The 19,042-nt window shown below is 49.0% G+C and carries 16 protein-coding genes; 8 read left to right on the top strand and 8 right to left on the bottom strand.

Annotated elements, in window-relative coordinates; translation table 11 throughout:
- Positions 1–27: 27 nt before the first annotated feature.
- From noc to mnmE, 4 genes are all read right to left on the bottom strand, one after another.
- Entirely contained in the window at positions 28–906 is an 879-nt protein-coding gene (noc, locus tag KNP92_RS12390) for a nucleoid occlusion protein (RefSeq protein ID WP_214840938.1), read from the bottom strand.
- A 77-nt stretch (positions 907–983) separates the two neighbouring features.
- Positions 984–1,700, bottom strand: coding sequence for a 16S rRNA (guanine(527)-N(7))-methyltransferase RsmG (gene rsmG / locus KNP92_RS12395; RefSeq protein WP_034806205.1), 717 nt, complete (start codon positions 1,698–1,700; stop codon positions 984–986).
- A gap of 4 nt (positions 1,701–1,704) precedes the next feature.
- Entirely contained in the window at positions 1,705–3,591 is a 1,887-nt protein-coding gene (mnmG, locus tag KNP92_RS12400) for a tRNA uridine-5-carboxymethylaminomethyl(34) synthesis enzyme MnmG (RefSeq protein ID WP_214840939.1), read from the bottom strand.
- Positions 3,592–3,606: 15 nt separating this feature from the next.
- The gene (gene mnmE / locus KNP92_RS12405; protein ID WP_214840940.1) at positions 3,607–4,986 is read right to left on the bottom strand and encodes a tRNA uridine-5-carboxymethylaminomethyl(34) synthesis GTPase MnmE; all 1,380 of its coding nucleotides are present in this window, start codon (positions 4,984–4,986) and stop codon (positions 3,607–3,609) included.
- A 170-nt stretch (positions 4,987–5,156) separates the two neighbouring features.
- On the opposite strand from mnmE, the gene KNP92_RS12410 reads away from it, so the two are divergent.
- Complete coding sequence (locus KNP92_RS12410) at positions 5,157–5,912, top strand: nucleotidyltransferase domain-containing protein (protein WP_214840941.1); 756 nt, start codon at positions 5,157–5,159, stop codon at positions 5,910–5,912.
- Positions 5,913–5,921: 9 nt separating this feature from the next.
- Here the strand turns inward: KNP92_RS12410 and KNP92_RS12415 are convergent, their stop codons facing one another.
- From KNP92_RS12415 to rpmH, 4 genes are all read right to left on the bottom strand, one after another.
- The gene (locus tag KNP92_RS12415; RefSeq protein WP_214840942.1) at positions 5,922–6,464 is read right to left on the bottom strand and encodes an HdeD family acid-resistance protein; all 543 of its coding nucleotides are present in this window, start codon (positions 6,462–6,464) and stop codon (positions 5,922–5,924) included.
- 110 nt (positions 6,465–6,574) lie between these two features.
- Complete coding sequence (gene yidC / locus KNP92_RS12420; protein WP_214840943.1) at positions 6,575–7,435, bottom strand: membrane protein insertase YidC; 861 nt, start codon at positions 7,433–7,435, stop codon at positions 6,575–6,577.
- 119 nt (positions 7,436–7,554) lie between these two features.
- Positions 7,555–7,893: a ribonuclease P protein component gene (gene rnpA, locus KNP92_RS12425; protein WP_214840944.1), complete on the bottom strand. Its 339-nt coding sequence runs from the start codon at positions 7,891–7,893 to the stop codon at positions 7,555–7,557.
- A 152-nt stretch (positions 7,894–8,045) separates the two neighbouring features.
- The gene (gene rpmH / locus KNP92_RS12430; protein ID WP_015880216.1) at positions 8,046–8,180 is read right to left on the bottom strand and encodes a 50S ribosomal protein L34; all 135 of its coding nucleotides are present in this window, start codon (positions 8,178–8,180) and stop codon (positions 8,046–8,048) included.
- 793 nt (positions 8,181–8,973) lie between these two features.
- On the opposite strand from rpmH, the gene dnaA reads away from it, so the two are divergent.
- The 7 genes from dnaA to KNP92_RS12465 all read left to right on the top strand — a co-directional run bounded on the left by dnaA (position 8,974) and on the right by KNP92_RS12465 (position 18,791).
- Positions 8,974–10,350: a chromosomal replication initiator protein DnaA gene (gene dnaA / locus KNP92_RS12435; RefSeq protein ID WP_214840945.1), complete on the top strand. Its 1,377-nt coding sequence runs from the start codon at positions 8,974–8,976 to the stop codon at positions 10,348–10,350.
- Positions 10,351–10,557: 207 nt separating this feature from the next.
- Positions 10,558–11,697, top strand: coding sequence for a DNA polymerase III subunit beta (gene dnaN / locus KNP92_RS12440; RefSeq protein ID WP_034806188.1), 1,140 nt, complete (start codon positions 10,558–10,560; stop codon positions 11,695–11,697).
- Between the two features lie 135 nt (positions 11,698–11,832).
- On the top strand, positions 11,833–12,048 hold the full coding sequence (yaaA, locus tag KNP92_RS12445) for a S4 domain-containing protein YaaA (RefSeq protein ID WP_024371095.1): 216 nt from the start codon (positions 11,833–11,835) through the stop codon (positions 12,046–12,048).
- A gap of 1 nt (position 12,049) precedes the next feature.
- The gene (recF, locus tag KNP92_RS12450) at positions 12,050–13,168 is read left to right on the top strand and encodes a DNA replication/repair protein RecF (RefSeq protein ID WP_211780235.1); all 1,119 of its coding nucleotides are present in this window, start codon (positions 12,050–12,052) and stop codon (positions 13,166–13,168) included.
- A gap of 50 nt (positions 13,169–13,218) precedes the next feature.
- On the top strand, positions 13,219–15,147 hold the full coding sequence (gene gyrB / locus KNP92_RS12455) for a DNA topoisomerase (ATP-hydrolyzing) subunit B (RefSeq protein ID WP_214840946.1): 1,929 nt from the start codon (positions 13,219–13,221) through the stop codon (positions 15,145–15,147).
- Positions 15,148–15,169: 22 nt separating this feature from the next.
- Positions 15,170–17,740, top strand: a complete 2,571-nt coding sequence (gyrA, locus tag KNP92_RS12460; protein WP_214840947.1) for a DNA gyrase subunit A — start codon at positions 15,170–15,172, stop codon at positions 17,738–17,740.
- 61 nt (positions 17,741–17,801) lie between these two features.
- On the top strand, positions 17,802–18,791 hold the full coding sequence (locus tag KNP92_RS12465; protein WP_214840948.1) for an HD-GYP domain-containing protein: 990 nt from the start codon (positions 17,802–17,804) through the stop codon (positions 18,789–18,791).
- Positions 18,792–19,042 lie beyond the last annotated feature (251 nt).

A 19,042-nucleotide genomic window follows, 5' to 3' on the forward strand; every position in this document is an offset into this window, starting at 1 on the left:
ATTCCGATGATTGAAAAAAGCACGGGCTCACTGTTGTGGCCGTGCTTTTGGGATTCGAATTCGAATCTCGACGAACCCGTCTTCTTCGACTTCTTCTGTTTCTACTTCGATGCCGGTCTTTCCGATCAGTTCGACCGAGTCGCGAATCGTATTGATGGCGATTCGTGTGTCCCGGGCAAAGCTCTTCGTTCGACGTGGCCGTTTTTTCGGTTTGCGCTTCTCTTCCTCAATCGGTGTGAGTAAAAATTCGACACGTTGCTCCGTCTCTTTGACGTTGTACTCTTGCTCGATAATCTCGAGTAGCACTTCTAGTTGCAACCGTTCTTCTTTTAACGGCAACAAGGCACGGGCATGCCGCTCGTTGATTTGACGATCGCGTAGGCAATGTTTGACGTCTTCCGGCAATTTCAACAGACGCAACTTGTTGGCGATGGTCGACTGGCTCTTTCCGAGACTTTTCGCAAGCGCGGCTTGCGTCAAGCCGTTCATCGCTAACAGACGCTCGTACGCCTCCGCTTCCTCGATTGGGCTGAGCTGTTCGCGTTGCAAGTTCTCGATCAATGCGAGTGCGGCGGTCGTATCGTCATCCATATCACGCACGATGGCTGGAATCGACGACCAACCGAGCGATTTGGCCGCACGAAAACGTCGCTCCCCGGCGATGATTTCATAGCGGTCAAGTTCGACTCGTCTGACAACGATTGGTTGAAGCAGACCGTGCTCTTGAATCGTTACGGCCAGTTCTTCAATTTTAGCCGGCTCGAACACTTTACGCGGTTGATAGCGGTTCGGAAGCAAAAGCGACAATTGAATCTCTTCTACTTGGTCGTGCGGTTTGACTTGCGCCATTTCCGTTACGGCCACTTCTTCTCGATTTCCAAACCACTTGGCAAATGTTTTCTTCAACGTCGGCACCCCTTATGTAAAAAAATAAGCAGACTCCCACCGGAATCTGCTTTTAGTTTCACGTGAAACACGATTACTCAGATTAGTGGCTCTTTCGCCGGTGTCCCCGCTTTACGCGGATATTTCCCAGGCGTTTTTCGTAATTTATCTACAATTACGATATTACGCTCACTCATCTCTCCTGGCAATAGGAACTGGTGTGTCGCTTTTACCTTCCCACCGAGTACCGCCAAGGCGTTTTTCGCGTCCACAAGTTCATCGGAAACTTTCGCTGCTTTGAGCGCTACGAACGTTCCACCGACTTTTGCAAGCGGTAAACAGTACTCAGCAAGTACCGTCATTCGGGCGACGGCGCGGGCCGTCACGACATCAAATTGCTCACGAAATTTTTTATTTTTTCCAAATTCCTCGGCCCGTCCGTGATGGAACGCGACCCCTTCGAGCTCAAGCGCAAGCGCGAGCTCATTTAAAAATGTGATGCGCTTGTTCAAGGAATCGATAATCGTCACATGGAGGTGCGGGTATAAAATTTTGAGCGGCAAGCTCGGGAATCCGGCGCCGGCTCCGACGTCACATACCGTCTCGACGGTCGTGAAGTCAAAATGAAACGCTGCGCTGAGCGAGTCATAAAAATGCTTCAAATAAACTTCTTCTTGATCCGTAATGGCCGTCAAGTTCATCTTCTCGTTCCATTCGACGAGCATCTCGAAATAGCGTTTGAACTGAGCGAGTTGTTTCTCACTCAATTCAAACCCTTCTGCTTGTAACGCCTCAATAAATTGGGATTCGTTCATCGTCTCACTCCACCGTCGCGTATTGTCCTTGCTCGATATAGACGAGTAAGATCGACACGTCAGCCGGGTTTACCCCGGAAATACGTGACGCTTGCCCAATCGAGAGCGGACGCACTTGTTTCAACTTTTGTTTCGCCTCTGTCGCTAAGCCGCCAATCGCGTCATAGTCGAGGTTTTCAGGGATTCGCTTCTCTTCCATCCGTCGCATCTTCTCGACTTGTTCAAGTTGTTTTGAGATATACCCCTCATACTTCACTTGAATCTCGACTTGTTCGGCGACGTCAGCCGGCAATTCAACCGGTGCCGACACGACGGTCGTGAGTGCCGCATACGTTACTTCTGGTCGCTTCAACAAAATGTTCGCATGTGTCGCTTCTTTCAGCGGGTTCGCCCCAACTGACTCGAGCATTGCGTTCATGTCTTCTGTCGGCTTGACGACGAGCGACTCTAGTCGTTTCACTTCTTTCGCGATCGCTTCGCGCTTCTCGTTCAATTGTGAATGACGTTCTTCTGAAAGCAAGCCGATGTCATAACCGATATCGCTCAAGCGAAGGTCGGCATTGTCGTGACGCAACAACAATCGATACTCAGCCCGTGACGTCAAGAGACGGTACGGTTCGTTCGTGCCTTTCGTGACGAGGTCGTCAATCAAGACGCCGATATACGCTTGCGAGCGATCCAAAATGACCGGGTCTTTCCCGAGCACTTTGCACGCTGCGTTAATCCCGGCCATGACCCCTTGTCCAGCCGCTTCCTCGTATCCGCTCGTCCCGTTGATTTGTCCGGCCGTGAACAGTCCCTCCATCGCTTTCGTCTCGAGTGTCGGCCAAAGCTGAGTTGGCACGACCGCATCGTATTCGATTGCGTAGCCTGGACGCATCATCTCCGAGTTCTCAAGTCCCGGAATCGTCCGGAGCATTTGATGTTGCACATCTTCTGGCATACTCGTCGAGAAACCTTGCACGTAAATTTCTTCCGTGTCGCGTCCTTCTGGCTCGAGGAAGATTTGGTGACGCGGCTTGTCGTTGAAACGAACGACTTTGTCTTCAATCGACGGACAGTAGCGTGGACCGGTCCCTTTGATTGCGCCTGAATACATCGGTGAACGATGCAAGTTCTCGTCAATCAATTGATGGGTCCGTTCGCTCGTGTACGTGAGCCAACACGGAATTTGTTCAATCGGGTCGAGGTCTTTCGACGTGTACGAGAACAGGGACGGATTGTCGTCACCTGGCTGAATCTCTGTCTTCGAATAGTCAATCGTCTTCCCGTCGATGCGAGGTGGTGTGCCGGTTTTGAAACGGACGAGCTCGATTCCGAGTTCTTCGAGATGCTTCGACAGTTCGACCGATGGCATCTGGTTGTTCGGACCGCTCTCATACGACAGTTCGCCAATGATAATTTGACCGCGCATGAACGTCCCCGTCGTGACGATGACTGCTTTGGCGCGATATTCCGATCCCGTGTTCGTCACGACACCCGCGATTTTTCCGTCCTCGATGAGGAGACGCTCGACGAGCGCTTGACGAAGAAGCAAGTTCGGTTCGTCTTCTAGCACTTTTTTCATGTGATTTTGATATTGGAATTTGTCCGCCTGGGCACGAAGCGCGCGTACCGCTGGACCTTTCGATGTGTTGAGCATCTTCATTTGAATATATGTCGCGTCAATCGCTTTCGCCATCTCGCCGCCGAGCGCATCGATTTCGCGAACGACAATCCCTTTTGCCGGTCCGCCGATTGACGGGTTGCAATACATGAACCCGACCATGTCTGGGTTCATCGTCAGCATTGCCGTTTTCGCGCCCATGCGCGCCGACGCAAGTGCCGCCTCGATGCCTGCGTGCCCGGCCCCGATGACAATGACGTCAAACTCGCCTGCCGTATAAGCCATAGTATTTCCTCCTTCTTATTTACCAAGACAAAACTGTGAAAAGAGTTGGTCAATCAAGCTTTCTTGGACCGTATCGCCATTGATTTCGCCGAGTGTATCCCACGCCCGTCGTAAATCGATTTGCACCATATCGATTGGCATGTTCATGAGGGCGCTACCGAGCGCCTCATCGATTTGCTCAATCGTCTGTTTAATGAGTTGAATGTGTCGAGCGTTCGAGATATATGTCATATCCTGTGACTCGACTCCTTTAGCGAAGAACAAGTTCGAAATCGCCTTCTCAAGCGCATCAATTCCTTCTTCTAATAACAGCGAAGTGGCGACAATCGGACGCCCAGCCGCTAGTTTCTCTAGCTTAGAAGAATCCATGTTTTGTGGCAAGTCCGTCTTATTGATGATAATGATCGCATTCATGCCTGAAATCGCTTCGAATAACGCCTCATCTTCCGGTGTCAGTCCTTCGTGTCCGTTCAAGACGAGTAGGATCAAGTCTGCGCCGGCAAGTGCTTGCCGCGACTTCTCGACCCCAATCCGTTCGACGATGTCTTCGGTTTCCCGAATCCCGGCCGTGTCAATCAGTTTGAGCGGTACCCCTTTGACGTTGACGTATTCTTCAATCGTATCGCGCGTCGTACCGGCGATGTCCGTCACGATCGCTTTCGTTTCTTGAACGAGCGTGTTCATGAGCGACGACTTCCCGACGTTCGGACGGCCGATAATGGCCGTCGCGAGGCCTTCTCGTAAAATCTTGCCTTGACGAGCTGTCTCGAGGAGTTGCTCGAGAATCCGCTTCACCTCTCCGGCCTTCTCTTCGACGATTGCTTGCGTCATCTCTTCGGCGTCGTACTCCGGGTAGTCGATATTCACTTCGACAGCCGCGATCGTCTCGAGCAACTGTTGGCGCAACTCGCGAACGAGGCGAGACAAGCGTCCTTCCATCTGAGACATCGCCACGTTCATGGCCCGGTCCGTCTTCGCGCGAATCAAATCCATGACGGCCTCGGCTTGTGACAAGTCGATGCGGCCGTTCAAAAAGGCGCGTTTTGTGAACTCGCCTGGTTCTGCTAAGCGGACGTTCGGTTGTTCAAGGATCAACTCGAGGACACGATTGACCGCGACAATCCCACCGTGGCAATTGATTTCGACGACGTCTTCTCGTGTGAACGTCTTTGGCGCCCGCATGATGCTGACCATCACTTCGTCCACGACTTCTTCTGTCGCTGGACGCTTCAATTTGCCGTAATGAATCGTGTGTGACTCGACTTCCGTCAAGTTTTTTCCAGAAAATACGCGTGCCACCGTCTCGACGGACCGGTCGCCGGACAAGCGGACGATTCCGATTGCCCCTTCACCCATCGGTGTCGAGATGGCTGTAATCGTGTCAAACTCTAGCATCGTTCTCTCCCTCCAAACTCCCAAGCTTCTTCTATCATATGCATAACGAACCTACTATACACGATATTTGACTTGAACGAAAGGGTCGGACTTCTCAGGATTTTATTGCGTTCTCTCGACTCATTTTCGTACAATAAAGTAATATATTTCCAAAGAGGGAGTGTAGTTTGATGCGACAACAAGTAGCCATCCAAGTATTGACGGAGGCGTTGCGTGAGGATGACGCCGTCGAAGCGATTTTTTTGAAGGGATCGTTCGGACGCGGTGAAGGGGACGAGCATTCCGATGTCGATTTATACGTCCTCGTCGCTGAAGGGGATGTGGATTCGTTTTTGACGCGACGACATGACCATCTCGCCACGTATCGTCCGATTCTATTAACGGACGAGATTCATATTATCGCTCCGCAGCTCATCGTCGTGTATGACGATTTCTTACACGTCGATTTGTTCACCGTCACGATTGAGACGTTAACTAATCAGGACGAGGTGACCGTTCTCTATGATCCTAAAGCGCGACTCAAATCACACCGTTCGACGCTGACATTGTCGGATGATGCGCTCTTCAATCATGCCTTCGACGCGATTTGGTTCTTCTTTCAATACACGAAGGCGCGCGATCGAGGAAACGACATCTGGGCGACCGAGATGCTTCGCCAAGGGATGAGCCATTTCGCTTATGTGCTCGCGGCACATTATGATTCAGCCCGTTCAACGCTCGGCTTGAAGGACGTGGCGGCACGGGGGGTGCTTCCGCTCAGCGAGTGGTACGAGCGACTCACCCCGTCACAGCATGCTTCCGCCGCTACGGAATATGTCCGTCGCCTTGAGGCAGAGGAGGCGTTTTTAACGTCCATCGTAGGCTTCGAACGAATCGAGACGTTTTATCGACAGTTGCTACATCGTGAAAAAAGCCGCCTCGTGTGAGGCGGCTCTTCATATGACTTGGCGTCTCGATCGGCGCAGCGTGATATATAAAATGAGTTCCATCACCCCGACAGCAATCAAGAAGCCTCCGAACAATTGAAACAAGACGAGCAGGCTACTGAACGGGTTCGTCACGAGGAGAAGCCCAATGCCGAGCCAAAGTAAACTCGTCACAAGAAAGTACATCCATCGGTTCGCCATCACACGGCGGTAGCCAAAAGCCTGAACGAGACGGATGATACCACCGAACAAAAACAAAAGGCCGATAAAAATTGGAAGTAGGCTCGCGAGCACTTCAGCAAAAAAGAAGACGATGAGTGCAATCACCAAATAAATGATGCCCATAAAAAACGACGGTGGTAATCCGTTACGACGGTAGCGAACCCCTTGTACGATGGCCCAAAGTCCGAGAATTGCAAAATAGCCAGCTACAACATAGACAATGACGTCAAAGAAGAAACGCGGATTCCATAAGATCAATACGCCGACGAGCACATATACCGCTGCTTGGACGAGCGTGGAACGCTCCAATCGCTTGATTAACGTCTCCATCGGAAAGACTCCTTTCTTCTTAAAGTAGTATTACTCTTCTATTCCCGTCTTCCTTCCACTTCTACCTAAACAAAAACAGCTGCGACTCAAGAAGTCACAGCTGTTTGGCATTATTTACGTTTTTTCTTTTTGTTCTTTTTCTCTTCTTCCGCGAGAGCGGCACGTTCTGCTTCTTTCGCCGCAATCTTCGCTTCCGCTTGAACTTTCATCTTCTCACGCATTGGGAGCATGATCGCCATCGTCACGATAATCGAGATGATGTAACCGACAACCCAGTACATCGAAAGCGCGGCCGGAAGGGTGATCGACATGACGAAGATCATGACCGGGAAGATGTAGAGCATCATTTTCAATTGTGGGTTCTGTTCTTGACCAGCCATTGAAATCTTTTGCTGCGCGTACGTCAAAATCGCTGCAAGAATTGGCAAGATGAACGTCGGGTCTGGTGCCCCGAGGTCGAACCAGAGGAAACGTGCTTCAAAGATTTCAGGCGTCCGACGAATCGCATCATAGAAAGCGAAGAGAATCGGCATTTGAATCAAGATTGGCAAACAACCAGCAAGCGGGTTGATTTGATACTCTTGATACATTTTCATCATTTCTTCTTGCAATTTGCGTTGTGTCTCTTGGTCTTTCGAGCTGTATTTCTCACGAAGCTTCAACATTTCCGGTTGCAATACTTGCATCGCACCCATACTCTTCGTTTGCTTGATCATGAGCGGTAAAATCAACAGACGGACGATAATCGTCGCAACGATAATCGAGTAACCGTATTGCCATGTGCCACCAATCAAGTAAGCTGCTTCTTTCAATAACCAGGCAAGTGGCCAAACAAAGTATTTCGCCCAGAAGCCTTCTGTCTCAGCCGTAATCGGCTCTCCTTGGATCGTCGAAGGGTCGACACAACCGGCCATCAACATAATGACACCGGTCATAACGGCTAACAATCCTAATTTTAGCTGTTTGCTCATAGTTCCTCCTACACTTTCTGTATCGATTCTTTTTTGCTTCATCTCACGTCTATCGGTCAATCCTGATTCGTTCGCGTTATATATGAAAGAACAAGTCCGAATTGTCATGAGCGGTCGGCTTATTTTGACTTCCAAACTTTCGCCCGTTTAAAGACGTGCTTTAAACTCTCTGTCACTTCATCTTGTGTGAGCGCCGTTGCCGGTTTTCGTGCGATGATGACGTATTGATGAGGGGCGACGTTCGGTTCAAGTAAGCGAAGCGATTCACGCATGAGCCGTTTCATCCGGTTCCGTTCCACAGCATTTCCTAACTTTTTGCTGACGGAAAGTCCAACCCGAAAATGAGCTTGATCCGCTTTGAGCGTGTAGACGACAAACTGACGATTGGCCACGGAGTGTCCTTCGCGAAACACCGCTTGGAACTCTTCATTCTTTTGCAAACGGTATTCTTTTTTCAAAATTCTCACTCCATCCTTCGGTTCAAAAATCGTCAACTAACATCATACCATATCCCTTTCGATTCAACGAGGGCGAATCAAACTTTTCAATTTGAATGTGACAAAAAAAAGATTGCCCGAGGAGTGATCCTCAGGCAATCTTGTGAGTTTAATTAGACAGTCAAGGCTTTGCGGCCTTTACGACGGCGAGCTGCAAGAATGTTGCGGCCGTTTTTCGTCGCCATACGCGCACGGAATCCGTGAACTTTTTTACGCTTACGGTTGTTCGGGTTAAACGTTGGTTTCATGGTTAAGCACCTCCTCAAGGTTAACGCTCTATTAGCAAGTTATAGTTTCATTTAAGGCAGTCTTTAAGATTATATAAACTGTCACCCCGAATGTCAATCCATTTTCCCGAGGTTTTCCTTGAACCGTCATCAATGAGCGGGGCAGGGCGACTGGATCCGAAAGATTGAGTTAGTTAGGTACGTTTTTTCACTCGTCCTGTCCGCAGGGAAAAAGAAGATTGATGAACAATTAACATGAAAGAGGGTGTCATCTTTACAAATAGCCCAACGAAGCCGTTTTATCCACATCATCCGTAAGTTATCCACACTTATATGTGAATAACTCCTCTTTTTTCAACAAACGAAACCTTCAAAATTTCATTTTTTCGTTTTCCTCTCTTACAAAAACGTTCGTCCTTTTTCACGCTTCCTCTTTTGTGCATAACTTTTTTTATTTTCCTGTCTTACCTTCTACTTTATCCACAACATATCCACAGTTTATCCACACTATACACAGCATGTGGATAACTACCTGTGGATTGTTTTCCCTATCTGTGGATAAATACCGAAAAGCGTTGCCACGTCTATTTTATTTTGATAAACTGAATGTGCACAAACTTGTGGATGAACTTTTAGGCAAAACAAGATATACACAGGCTGTGGATAACTGTTATCCCCATAATCAACATCGTGTGGATAACTTTATCCACAGTTTTTGTTCTCTGTGGATAATCCTAGTATCTACTATAGAATAGTGATTGTGTATATCGTGTGAATAAGTTTCGCCTACATAACCGGTAAAGGAGGTCTTTCATTGAACAATGCTCAGGAGATTTGGAGAAACGTGTTGTCGTTGATTGAAGAAGAGGAACGAACACCGAAAGCAAGTTTCGATATGTGGTTGAAATCAACCGAAGGTGTTTCGTTAATGGGGACGACGCTCGTCGTCTCGGCGCCAGCCAGCTTTATCGTGACATGGCTCGAGCGTCAATACTTATCGCTCTTGCAAGATACGATCGAAGAAGTGACGAACAGTCAGCTTGAGATTCATTTTATTGAAGAGTCACAGGCACACAAGTATGCCCCTGCGGACGGACGAGTAAAAGAGACGATCGCGGTCACCGAAACAAAGGAACAACCGCTTCCAGTTCTATCAAAAGAGGAAGCGAGCCTCGGTCAACTGAACGACAAGTATATCTTTGAAACGTTCGTCATCGGTTCAGGTAATCGTTTTGCCCATGCAGCGTCGCTCGCCGTAGCTGAGGCACCGGCACGAGCATACAATCCGCTCTTCATTTATGGAGGTGTCGGGTTAGGGAAGACACACCTCATGCATGCGATTGGTCATTATGTGAAAGGGCAAAAGCCTGGGGCCCGAATCGCTTACGTTTCATCTGAGAAGTTCACGAACGAGTTCATCAACTCTATCCGAGATAACAAGACGGAAGAGTTCCGCAACCGTTATCGGAACATCGATGTGCTCTTAATCGATGACATTCAGTTCTTGGCCGGCAAAGAACAAACACAGGAAGAGTTCTTCCATACGTTCAATGCGCTCCACAACGATCAAAAACAAATCGTCATCTCAAGTGACCGTCCACCGAAAGAAATCCCGACGCTTGAGGATCGTTTACGCTCACGTTTCGAGTGGGGGTTAATCACAGACATTACGCCACCTGACTTAGAGACGCGAATTGCCATTTTGCGTAAAAAAGCAACGGCAGAAGAGCTCGATATCTCAAACGACGTCATGTTGTACATTGCGAATCAAATTGACACGAACATTCGTGAGCTCGAAGGGGCATTGACTCGAGTCGTCGCCTACGCGAAACTCGTCGGCCGTCCCATCGATCCGGATGTGGCCGCTGAGGCGCTTCACAACATTATGCCGGTACAAGAAGCAAAGAAAATCGTCATCCGAGACATTCAAGAAATCGTCGGACGTCACTTTAATATAGAAGTCGACGAGTTAAAAGCGAAGAAACGGACGAAGACGCTCGCCTTCCCAAGACAAATCGCGATGTATTTATCACGGGAGATGACAGAGAGTTCACTTCCGAAGATTGGGGAAGAGTTTGGGGGACGGGACCATACGACCGTCATCCACGCCCATGAGAAAATTAGCACGCTGTTAAAGAACGATTCTGAGATGCAAGAGACGATTCAAGCGTTAAAGAAAGCCTTAACGTAAACGAGCCATTCTTTCTTGTGGATATCCTGTGGATAAACACCGATAGTTATCCACAAGTTATTCACAGGCGAAATGGCTTAACACGAGTGGTTGAAGGCACTTATCCCCAGTATCCACAGCCCTTATTACTATTATGACTTAATTAATACTATTATACTTACTATGAATTACGACTTTGACTCATTTCACTTAGGAGGAATTATCCACATGCATTTAACGATTCAACGCGATGTATTTATGCAAGCCGTACAAGATGTATCAAAAGCAGTCGCTTCTCGAACGACGATTCCGATTCTTACAGGATTGAAGCTTGAAGCACATGCAGATGGATTAACGTTGACTGGAAGTGACACGGAGATTTCGATTGAGCGATTGATTCCTGTAGAAGAGGGTGGGATTGAACTCATTCAAATCAAACGGGCAGGTAGCGTCGTCTTGAACGCACGATTCCTCGGTGAGATCGTCAAGAAATTGCCAACGAATGAAGTGACGCTCGAAGTGTCACCGAACTTCATGACGCGCATCGAATCAGGTCAAGCCGAATTCCATTTGAATGGTCTTGACCCAGATGAGTATCCACGTCTTCCGGAACTCGCGAGCGACCGTCGCTTCTATCTCCCAGCGGATCTCTTAAAGACGATCATTCGGCAGACGAGTTTTGCCGTATCGTCACAAGAGACACGCCCTGTCCTAACAGGTGTGAACTTCTCGGCTGAGAAAGGATTCCTCACATGTGTTGCGACGGACAGCCACCGTTTGGCGCTTCGCCGCGCTCGCTTCGAGACAGACAATGATTTGACGTTCCAAAATGTTGTCGTCCCGGGCCGCTCGCTCAACGAACTCGCGAAACTGCTCGATCGTGAAGAGTTGCCAATCGAAATCGTTTTGACGGATCAGCAAATCTTGTTCCGCATGAAGAACATCTCCTTCTTCTCACGTCTCCTCGATGGGGCCTATCCGGACACGTCACGCTTGATTCCGGAAGAATACCGGACAGCGGTCCGGATGAATGCAAAAGACTTCCTTCAAGCGATTGACCGTGCTTCACTGTTGGCCCGTGCCGATCGGAATAACGTCATCAAGTTCGTCGCCGAAGAAGCGACGACGGTTGAAGTAAGTTCGCATTCGCCAGAAGTCGGAAAAGTATCGGAGCGCGTCAGCATCTTGTCACTTGAAGGGGAAGAGCTGAAGATTTCGTTTAACTCGAAATTTGTTATGGACGCCCTTCGCGCCCTCGACGCTTCAGAAATCGAGATTCAATTTACCGGTTCGATGCGTCCGTTCATTTTACGTCCGGTCGAACAAGATAGTGTGCTTCAGTTGATTTTGCCAGTTCGTACATCGTAATTGTGACGAACCGGTAAGGGGATGATAAGGTCGTGTGCCTTATCATCCCCGTTTTTTGCCTTATTCGACGTTTTTCGATAAACTAATAAGTATGGCGATTTTTTGTAATTAGTATGAAGGAAAGGGAGTGACGACATGAATAAAGTGTCGATTACAACCGAGTATGTGACACTCGGACAATTTTTAAAATTAGCAGATATCATCTCGAGCGGTGGCCAAGCGAAGTTTTTCTTGGAAGACGTTCAAATCAAAGTGAACGGGGAAGTAGACCAGCGTCGTGGCCGTAAACTACGCGATGGGGACAAGATTGAAGTCGAAGGCTTCGGAGATTTCCAAATCGAGGGCAACTAACGTGCGTTTAATGTCGATCCGATTGCAAAACTACCGCAACTACGAAGCCCTTGAGCTCGACTTTTCAGAACAGACGAACGTTCTAATCGGGGAGAACGCCCAAGGGAAAACAAATCTGCTCGAATCGATTTACGTACTTGCGCTGGCTAAATCCCATCGGACGACACAAGATCGCGAGTTGATCGGCTGGGAGTCCGACGCTGCGCTCATTGAAGGACGGATTCATAAGCGGACGGGTGAAACGGTTCAATCGCTCACGTTCTCCTCAAAAGGGAAGAAAGCGAAACTGAACCATCTCGAGCAACGACGCTTAAGTGATTACGTCGGTGCGTTCAACGTCGTCTTATTCGCCCCGGAAGACCTTGCGATTGTCAAAGGGAGCCCTCAAGGGCGGAGACGATTTTTAGATATGGAGATTGGGCAAGTGAGCCCGATTTATTTGCACGACTTAAATCAATACTTAAAGACGCTGAAGCAACGGAACGCCCTGTTGAAACAACTGTCGATAAAAGGCGGGGACGAGACGCTACTTGAAGTCCTGACCGATCAGTTGATTGAAGTCGCTGTGAAAATCGTTTCAAGACGACATCATTTCATCGACCAGCTCGAAAAATGGGCTGGCCCAATTCATGCGGGCATCACGCGAGATATGGAAACGTTGACGATTCAATACGTCTCCGACACGTTCCAAAAAGAACGTTACCCGAAAGAACAGATGTTTGAAACGTATCGTCAAAAGTTTGATAAAATAAGAGAGAACGAACGAAGACGCGGTGTGACGCTATTCGGTCCACATCGTGATGATTTCGAACTGTTCGTGAACGATCGAAACGTCCAAACGTTCGGTTCACAAGGTCAGCAACGCACTGCGGCCTTGTCACTCAAGTTAGCGGAGATTGAATTGATTCACGAAGAGGTCGGGGAATACCCGCTCTTATTGTTAGACGACGTCTTGTCAGAACTCGATGATCATCGCCAAACCCATCTGCTCGACACGATGGGCAAAAAAGTTCAAACCATCCTGACGACGACCAATATCGATGGCATTGCCCATGAGACGATTCAACAAGCTAAAGTGTTTCACGTGAAACAAGGCGAAGTCGAATCGGATTCTGTATGAAGCACAATTAAGACGAACACCAATTCATGTATAGTAGGTGAACAAAACCGATGAGTAACGAAAACGAAAAACAAATGCAAGACTACGGTGCCGATCAGATTCAAGTACTTGAAGGTTTAGAGGCTGTCCGTAAACGCCCAGGGATGTATATCGGTTCGACAAGTTCGCGCGGTCTTCACCACTTAGTGTGGGAAATCGTCGATAACTCGATTGACGAAGCACTCGCTGGCCATTGTGACACGATTACCGTGACAGTCGAACCAGGAAACTCGATCGTCGTCGAAGACAATGGACGAGGCATCCCGGTCGATATTCAAAAGAAAACAGGACGTCCGGCCGTCGAAGTCATCTTCACGGTACTTCACGCCGGAGGAAAGTTTGGCGGTGGAGGCTATAAAGTATCCGGTGGTCTGCACGGTGTGGGTGCGTCTGTCGTCAACGCCTTGTCAACGAAACTCGAAGTATTCGTCCGTCGTAACGGCAACGTCTACTATCAATCGTTCAAACGCGGTGTGCCGCAAGGCGAACTTGAAATCGTCGGCACGACAGATACGACGGGAACGACCGTCCGCTTCTTCCCAGACGGTGACATCTTCCAAGAGACGCTCGAGTATGACTTTGACTTACTCGCTACGCGCCTCCGCGAGCTTGCCTTCTTGAATAAAGGGTTGCGCATCATCGCCAAGGATGACCGTGGTGACGAGACGATTGAGCGGAACTATCACTATGAGGGTGGAATCAAGTCGTACGTCGAGCATTTGAACCGCTCGAAAGCGTCGATTCACGATGAGCCGGTCTACGTTCACGGAACGAAAGACGGCATCGAAGTCGAAATCGCACTCCAGTACAACGAAGGATTCGCCAGCAACATCTACTCGTTCACGAACAACATCCCGACACATGAAGGTGGGACGCACGAAACTGGCTTCAAGACGGCGCTCACACGTTCGATTAACGATTATGCGAAACGCTTTGGCTTGATGAAAGAGGCCGACGGCAGTTTGTCAGGGGATGACGTACGTGAAGGGTTGACGGCAATCGTGTCGGTTAAACACCCATCGCCGCAGTTCGAAGGACAGACGAAGACGAAGCTCGGCAACGCCGACGCGCGTACTGCGACAGACTCACTTTTCACAGATACGTTCGAGCAGTTCTTGCTTGAAAACCCGTCGGTCGGTCGATTGATTGTCGACAAAGGTTTGATGGCAGCACGTGCCCGTCTCGCTGCGAAACGCGCCCGTGAAATGACGCGCCGTAAAGGTATCCTCGAAGTCAGTTCATTACCAGGGAAATTGGCCGACTGTTCATCAAAAGATGCGTCGAAGTCTGAACTGTACATCGTTGAGGGGGATTCGGCCGGTGGATCGGCGAAGTCTGGTCGCGATCGTCACTTCCAAGCAATTTTGCCGATTCGCGGTAAAATCATCAACGTTGAGAAAGCACGACTCGATAAAATCTTGGCGAACCAAGAAGTCCGGACAATCATTACGGCGCTCGGTACTGGAATCGCGGAAGAATTCGACTTAGGCAAAGCACGTTACCACAAACTCATCATCATGACCGATGCTGACGTCGATGGTGCCCACATTCGGACACTGCTCTTAACGTTCTTCTACCGGTACATGCGTCCGCTTATTGAAAGCGGCTATGTCTATATTGCCCAACCACCGCTCTATGGTGTGAAGCATGGGAAAGAGATCGTCTACGTCCAAAACGACCGTGAATTACAGGAAGCGATTAAACGCCTTCCTGAGAATGCACGATATAGCGTACAACGTTACAAAGGTCTCGGGGAGATGGATCCTGAGCAGTTATGGAGCACGACGATGAATCCAGAGTCGCGTTCGATGCTTCGGGTCGACCTTCAAGACGCCATCGAGGCAGATGAAATCTTCGAGACGCTCATGGGCGACAATGTCGAACCGCGTCGCGACTTCATCCAGTCACATGCGCATTACGTGAAGAACCTCGATATTTAAACAGAAGGGTAGGCAATAACGAATGGCAGAACAGGAAAACATCAAGGATATAAATATTAGCCAAGAGATGCGTACGTCATTCATGGACTATGCGATGAGCGTTATCGTGTCACGTGCCCTTCCAGACGTACGAGACGGCTTGAAGCCGGTTCACCGTCGGATTCTTTATGCGATGAACGAGCTCGGTATCCGTGCAGATAAGCCACATAAGAAGTCGGCTCGTGTTGTCGGTGACGTCATCGGTAAGTATCACCCGCACGGTGATTCGGCCGTCTATGAGACGATGGTTCGTATGGCGCAAGACTTCAGCTATCGTTATGAGCTTGTCGACGGTCACGGTAACTTCGGTTCGGTCGATGGTGACTCCGCGGCTGCAATGCGTTACACGGAAGCCCGGATGTCGAAGATTGCGATGGAACTCGTACGTGATATCGGCAAAAACACAATCGATTACCAAGCAAACTTCGATGGAGAAGAGAAAGAACCGGTCGTATTACCGGCACGTTTTCCGAACTTCCTCGTAAACGGGACGAGCGGAATCGCCGTCGGGATGGCGACGAACGTACCGCCTCACAACTTGAACGAAGTGATTGACGGCGTGCTCGCGCTTACACACAATCCAGACATTACAATCGCGGAGCTCATGCAGCACATTCCAGGACCTGACTTCCCGACAGCCGGTGAAATCTTAGGTCGGAGCGGCATTCGTCGTGCTTATGAGACAGGTCGCGGCTCGATTACGATGCGTGCGAAAGCCGAGATTGAAGTGTTGAAAAATGGACGGGAACGCATTCTCGTCCACGAGATTCCGTATCAAGTGAACAAAGCCCGGTTGGTCGAGAAGATTGCCGACTTGGTGCGCGATAAGAAAATCGAAGGCATCACGGATCTTCGAGACGAGTCGGATCGAAACGGGATGCGCGTCGTCATCGAAGTCCGCCGCGACGCAAACGCGAGTGTCATTTTGAACAACTTGTACAAACAGACACCGATGCAGACGACGTTCGGTGTTAACATGCTCGCGCTCGTCGGAGGACGACCAAAGACATTGAACATTAAGCAAGCGATTTATCACTATATCGAGCATCAAAAAGAAGTCGTTCGTCGCCGGACCCAGTTCGACCTCGACAAAGCAGAGGCACGAGCGCATATTCTCGAAGGACTTCGCGTCGCACTCGATCACCTCGATGAAGTCATCGCACTCATCCGTAGCACGCGGACCGGTGACGAAGCGCGTGAGAAGTTGATTGCACGTTTCGGTCTCTCGATTGAACAGACGCAAGCGATTCTCGATATGCGTCTCCAACGGTTGACAGGACTCGAGCGCGAGAAAATCGAAGGCGAGTATCGTGAAGTTCAAGCGTTGATTGAGGAACTTCGGGCCATTCTTGGCGATGACGAGCTCTTGCTCGATATCATCCGCAACGAATTAACTGAAATCAAAGAGCGTTATGGCGATGCACGACGTACGGTCATCCGTACCGACATCGTCGAGCTTGAAGATGAAGATTTGATCCCGGTGCGTGACATGATGATCACGCTCACGAGTGAAGGCTATATCAAATCGATTCCGACGGATTCATACCGGACCCAACGTCGTGGTGGCCGTGGGAAGCAAGGAATGGGAACGAATGACGAAGACTTCGTCTTACGTCTCCTCTCCGCTTCAACGCACGATACGATTCTCTTCTTCACGAACTTCGGCCGTGTCTTCCGTCTGAAAGGATATGAAATTCCTGAAATGAGTCGAACGGCGAAAGGGATGCCGATCATCAACTTGATTCAAGTCGATAAAGGCGAGAAAGTCGAGACGATGATTCCAGTCGACTTCAACAGCTATTTGGCTGAACAAGGCGTCACGGAAGAAGTTGTGGATGATGCGGATGCGGAAGTGGCAGATGAGCAGTTGTCGCTCGTCTTCATCACGAAGCAAGGTCTCATTAAACGGTCACCGCTCTCGGCATATGCCCGAATCAACAAGAACGGACTTCGCGCCATCAGCTTGAACGAGACAGATGAGCTCGTGACGGTCCGTCTCGCGAAGAGCGATGATGAGATGTTAATCGTGACACGCGAAGGAATGTCGATTCGCTTCCCAATCGAAGGTGAAGTTCGTTCGATGGGTCGGACGGCTCGCGGTGTACGTGCCATTCGCTTGAAAAAAGAGGATGATCAAGTCGTATCGATGGAAATCGTACGGACAACGCAAGATGTCCTGATCATCACGGAAAAAGGTTATGGCAAACGCACACCGATGGACCAGTTCCGTACGCAAGGACGAGGCGGTTCCGGAATTATCGGAATCAAGACGGACCGGGGTACTGTCGTCGGAATGCGTGTCGTCGATGAAGACGATGACATCATGCTGATGACCGAGCTCGGTGTTGCGATTCGAATCGACTCACAGACCATCTCACAAATGGGTCGCAGTACACGTGGGGTTAAAGTAATGAATATTGAAGATGGCGACCGATTGGCGACCATCGCGAAATTGAAAAAAGACGAGCTAGAAGAGGAATCGGCAGTCGACATGGAGAATGGATTTGTTGGTGAAGCACCGGAAATCGACCCATCGTCTGAAGAGACCGAGTAAGGCGAAAAGGTTGAACGGAGCTTCCGTTCGACCTTTTTTATATAAAGGGGGAGGAATGAGCATGCGATTGGCCATTTCGAACGTTCACGTTGGAATGACGTTGTTAGCGTCTGTCTCTTCGCTTGAGGCAGGGCTCAAATTAACGAATGAGCATTTACGCTTGTTACGTTTTTTAAAAGTTGATGCGATTGAAGTCGCCCCGGTTGAGCGCCGTCGCTTCACGCATGAGGAAGAACAAGAAGTCTGTGCAAAGATTCTTCAATATGAACGACACTATAATCAATGGGAAGAACGCATTGCCCCGAACCCGTATGAAGCGTTAGAGTTTGTACACCAATTGTTCCGTAACGATTATCCGCTCTATGCGGTCGTCGCTTTCTTTACAGATCAACCGCTTCGCAAAAACCATGTGATCCACCACGCCATTTATCGGGCATTGATTGCGAAATCGTTATCGAAGTATCGCGGCGATGAGCATCGCCTGCAATTTGATTACGGGATTGCGTCTTATTTTGCGGATGCGAGTTACGCCAAAATTCGAAAATGGTCGCATATGCGCTACTTCACGAAAATGGAACGGGAACTACTCTATCAACATCCACTCGTCTCGGAGTCGATGCTACCAAAAGATCAGACACTGCGTCAGCGTGTTAGCAAATTGATTATCGAGCATCATGAACGGTTGGACGGATCAGGATTCCCCCATCGATTAGAAGAACGTGAACTCCATCCGGCATCACCACTGTTTATCGTGGCGGATCGTTTTTGCCAATTGACGGCACCGCGCACGTTCCGTCAGGCGCTGACACCGGAAGAAGCATATTTCTATATGTGGCAAAATGAAGCGTATGATGAAGAAGCGTTAACGCTATTGGCGACGTTACTCGGTTTTTTTGAAGTCGGACGGAACGTCGTACTGAGTAGCGGTGTCCGCGGGATCATTCAACACTATACCCCTCGTGTTGAACAACCGATTGTCATTGCTGAAAAGGATCAAGAAACGTATGATTTAACGCGGCTAGATGAGGTACGAATCATTGCGTTTCAATAATGGGCAGCGTGTTTCTTCTATATAGTGACCACGTATGAAACATGCTGTTACCTCTTATTTTAAAATATTTTATTTTTATAGTTGACGAATGGAAAAGCAGGTGCTATTATAAATGAGTCGCTAAGAGCGGCAGACGAACTTTGAAAACTGAACGATGAGGCAAAAAAAGTTTTACAATTTTTGAATGAAGCGCAAGCTTCGTCATTTTCAAGAGCTATATCAAATTCTTTGGAGAGTTTGATCCTGGCTCA

Source organism: Exiguobacterium sp. s122 (assembly GCF_018618475.1).
Lineage (GTDB): Bacteria > Bacillota > Bacilli > Exiguobacteriales > Exiguobacteriaceae > Exiguobacterium > Exiguobacterium himgiriensis.

Coding starts and splice junctions, on each gene's coding strand:
- rsmG (WP_034806205.1), bottom strand. CDS start 1,700: ATGAACGAATCCCAATTTATTGAGGCGTTACAAGCAGAAGGGTTTGAA.
- mnmG (WP_214840939.1), bottom strand. CDS start 3,591: ATGGCTTATACGGCAGGCGAGTTTGACGTCATTGTCATCGGGGCCGGG.
- mnmE (WP_214840940.1), bottom strand. CDS start 4,986: ATGCTAGAGTTTGACACGATTACAGCCATCTCGACACCGATGGGTGAA.
- yidC (WP_214840943.1), bottom strand. CDS start 7,435: ATGAGCAAACAGCTAAAATTAGGATTGTTAGCCGTTATGACCGGTGTC.
- KNP92_RS12465 (WP_214840948.1), top strand. CDS start 17,802: ATGCGATTGGCCATTTCGAACGTTCACGTTGGAATGACGTTGTTAGCG.
- KNP92_RS12410 (WP_214840941.1), top strand. CDS start 5,157: ATGCGACAACAAGTAGCCATCCAAGTATTGACGGAGGCGTTGCGTGAG.
- gyrB (WP_214840946.1), top strand. CDS start 13,219: ATGAGTAACGAAAACGAAAAACAAATGCAAGACTACGGTGCCGATCAG.
- rpmH (WP_015880216.1), bottom strand. CDS start 8,180: ATGAAACCAACGTTTAACCCGAACAACCGTAAGCGTAAAAAAGTTCAC.
- KNP92_RS12415 (WP_214840942.1), bottom strand. CDS start 6,464: ATGGAGACGTTAATCAAGCGATTGGAGCGTTCCACGCTCGTCCAAGCA.
- dnaN (WP_034806188.1), top strand. CDS start 10,558: ATGCATTTAACGATTCAACGCGATGTATTTATGCAAGCCGTACAAGAT.
- gyrA (WP_214840947.1), top strand. CDS start 15,170: ATGGCAGAACAGGAAAACATCAAGGATATAAATATTAGCCAAGAGATG.
- yaaA (WP_024371095.1), top strand. CDS start 11,833: ATGAATAAAGTGTCGATTACAACCGAGTATGTGACACTCGGACAATTT.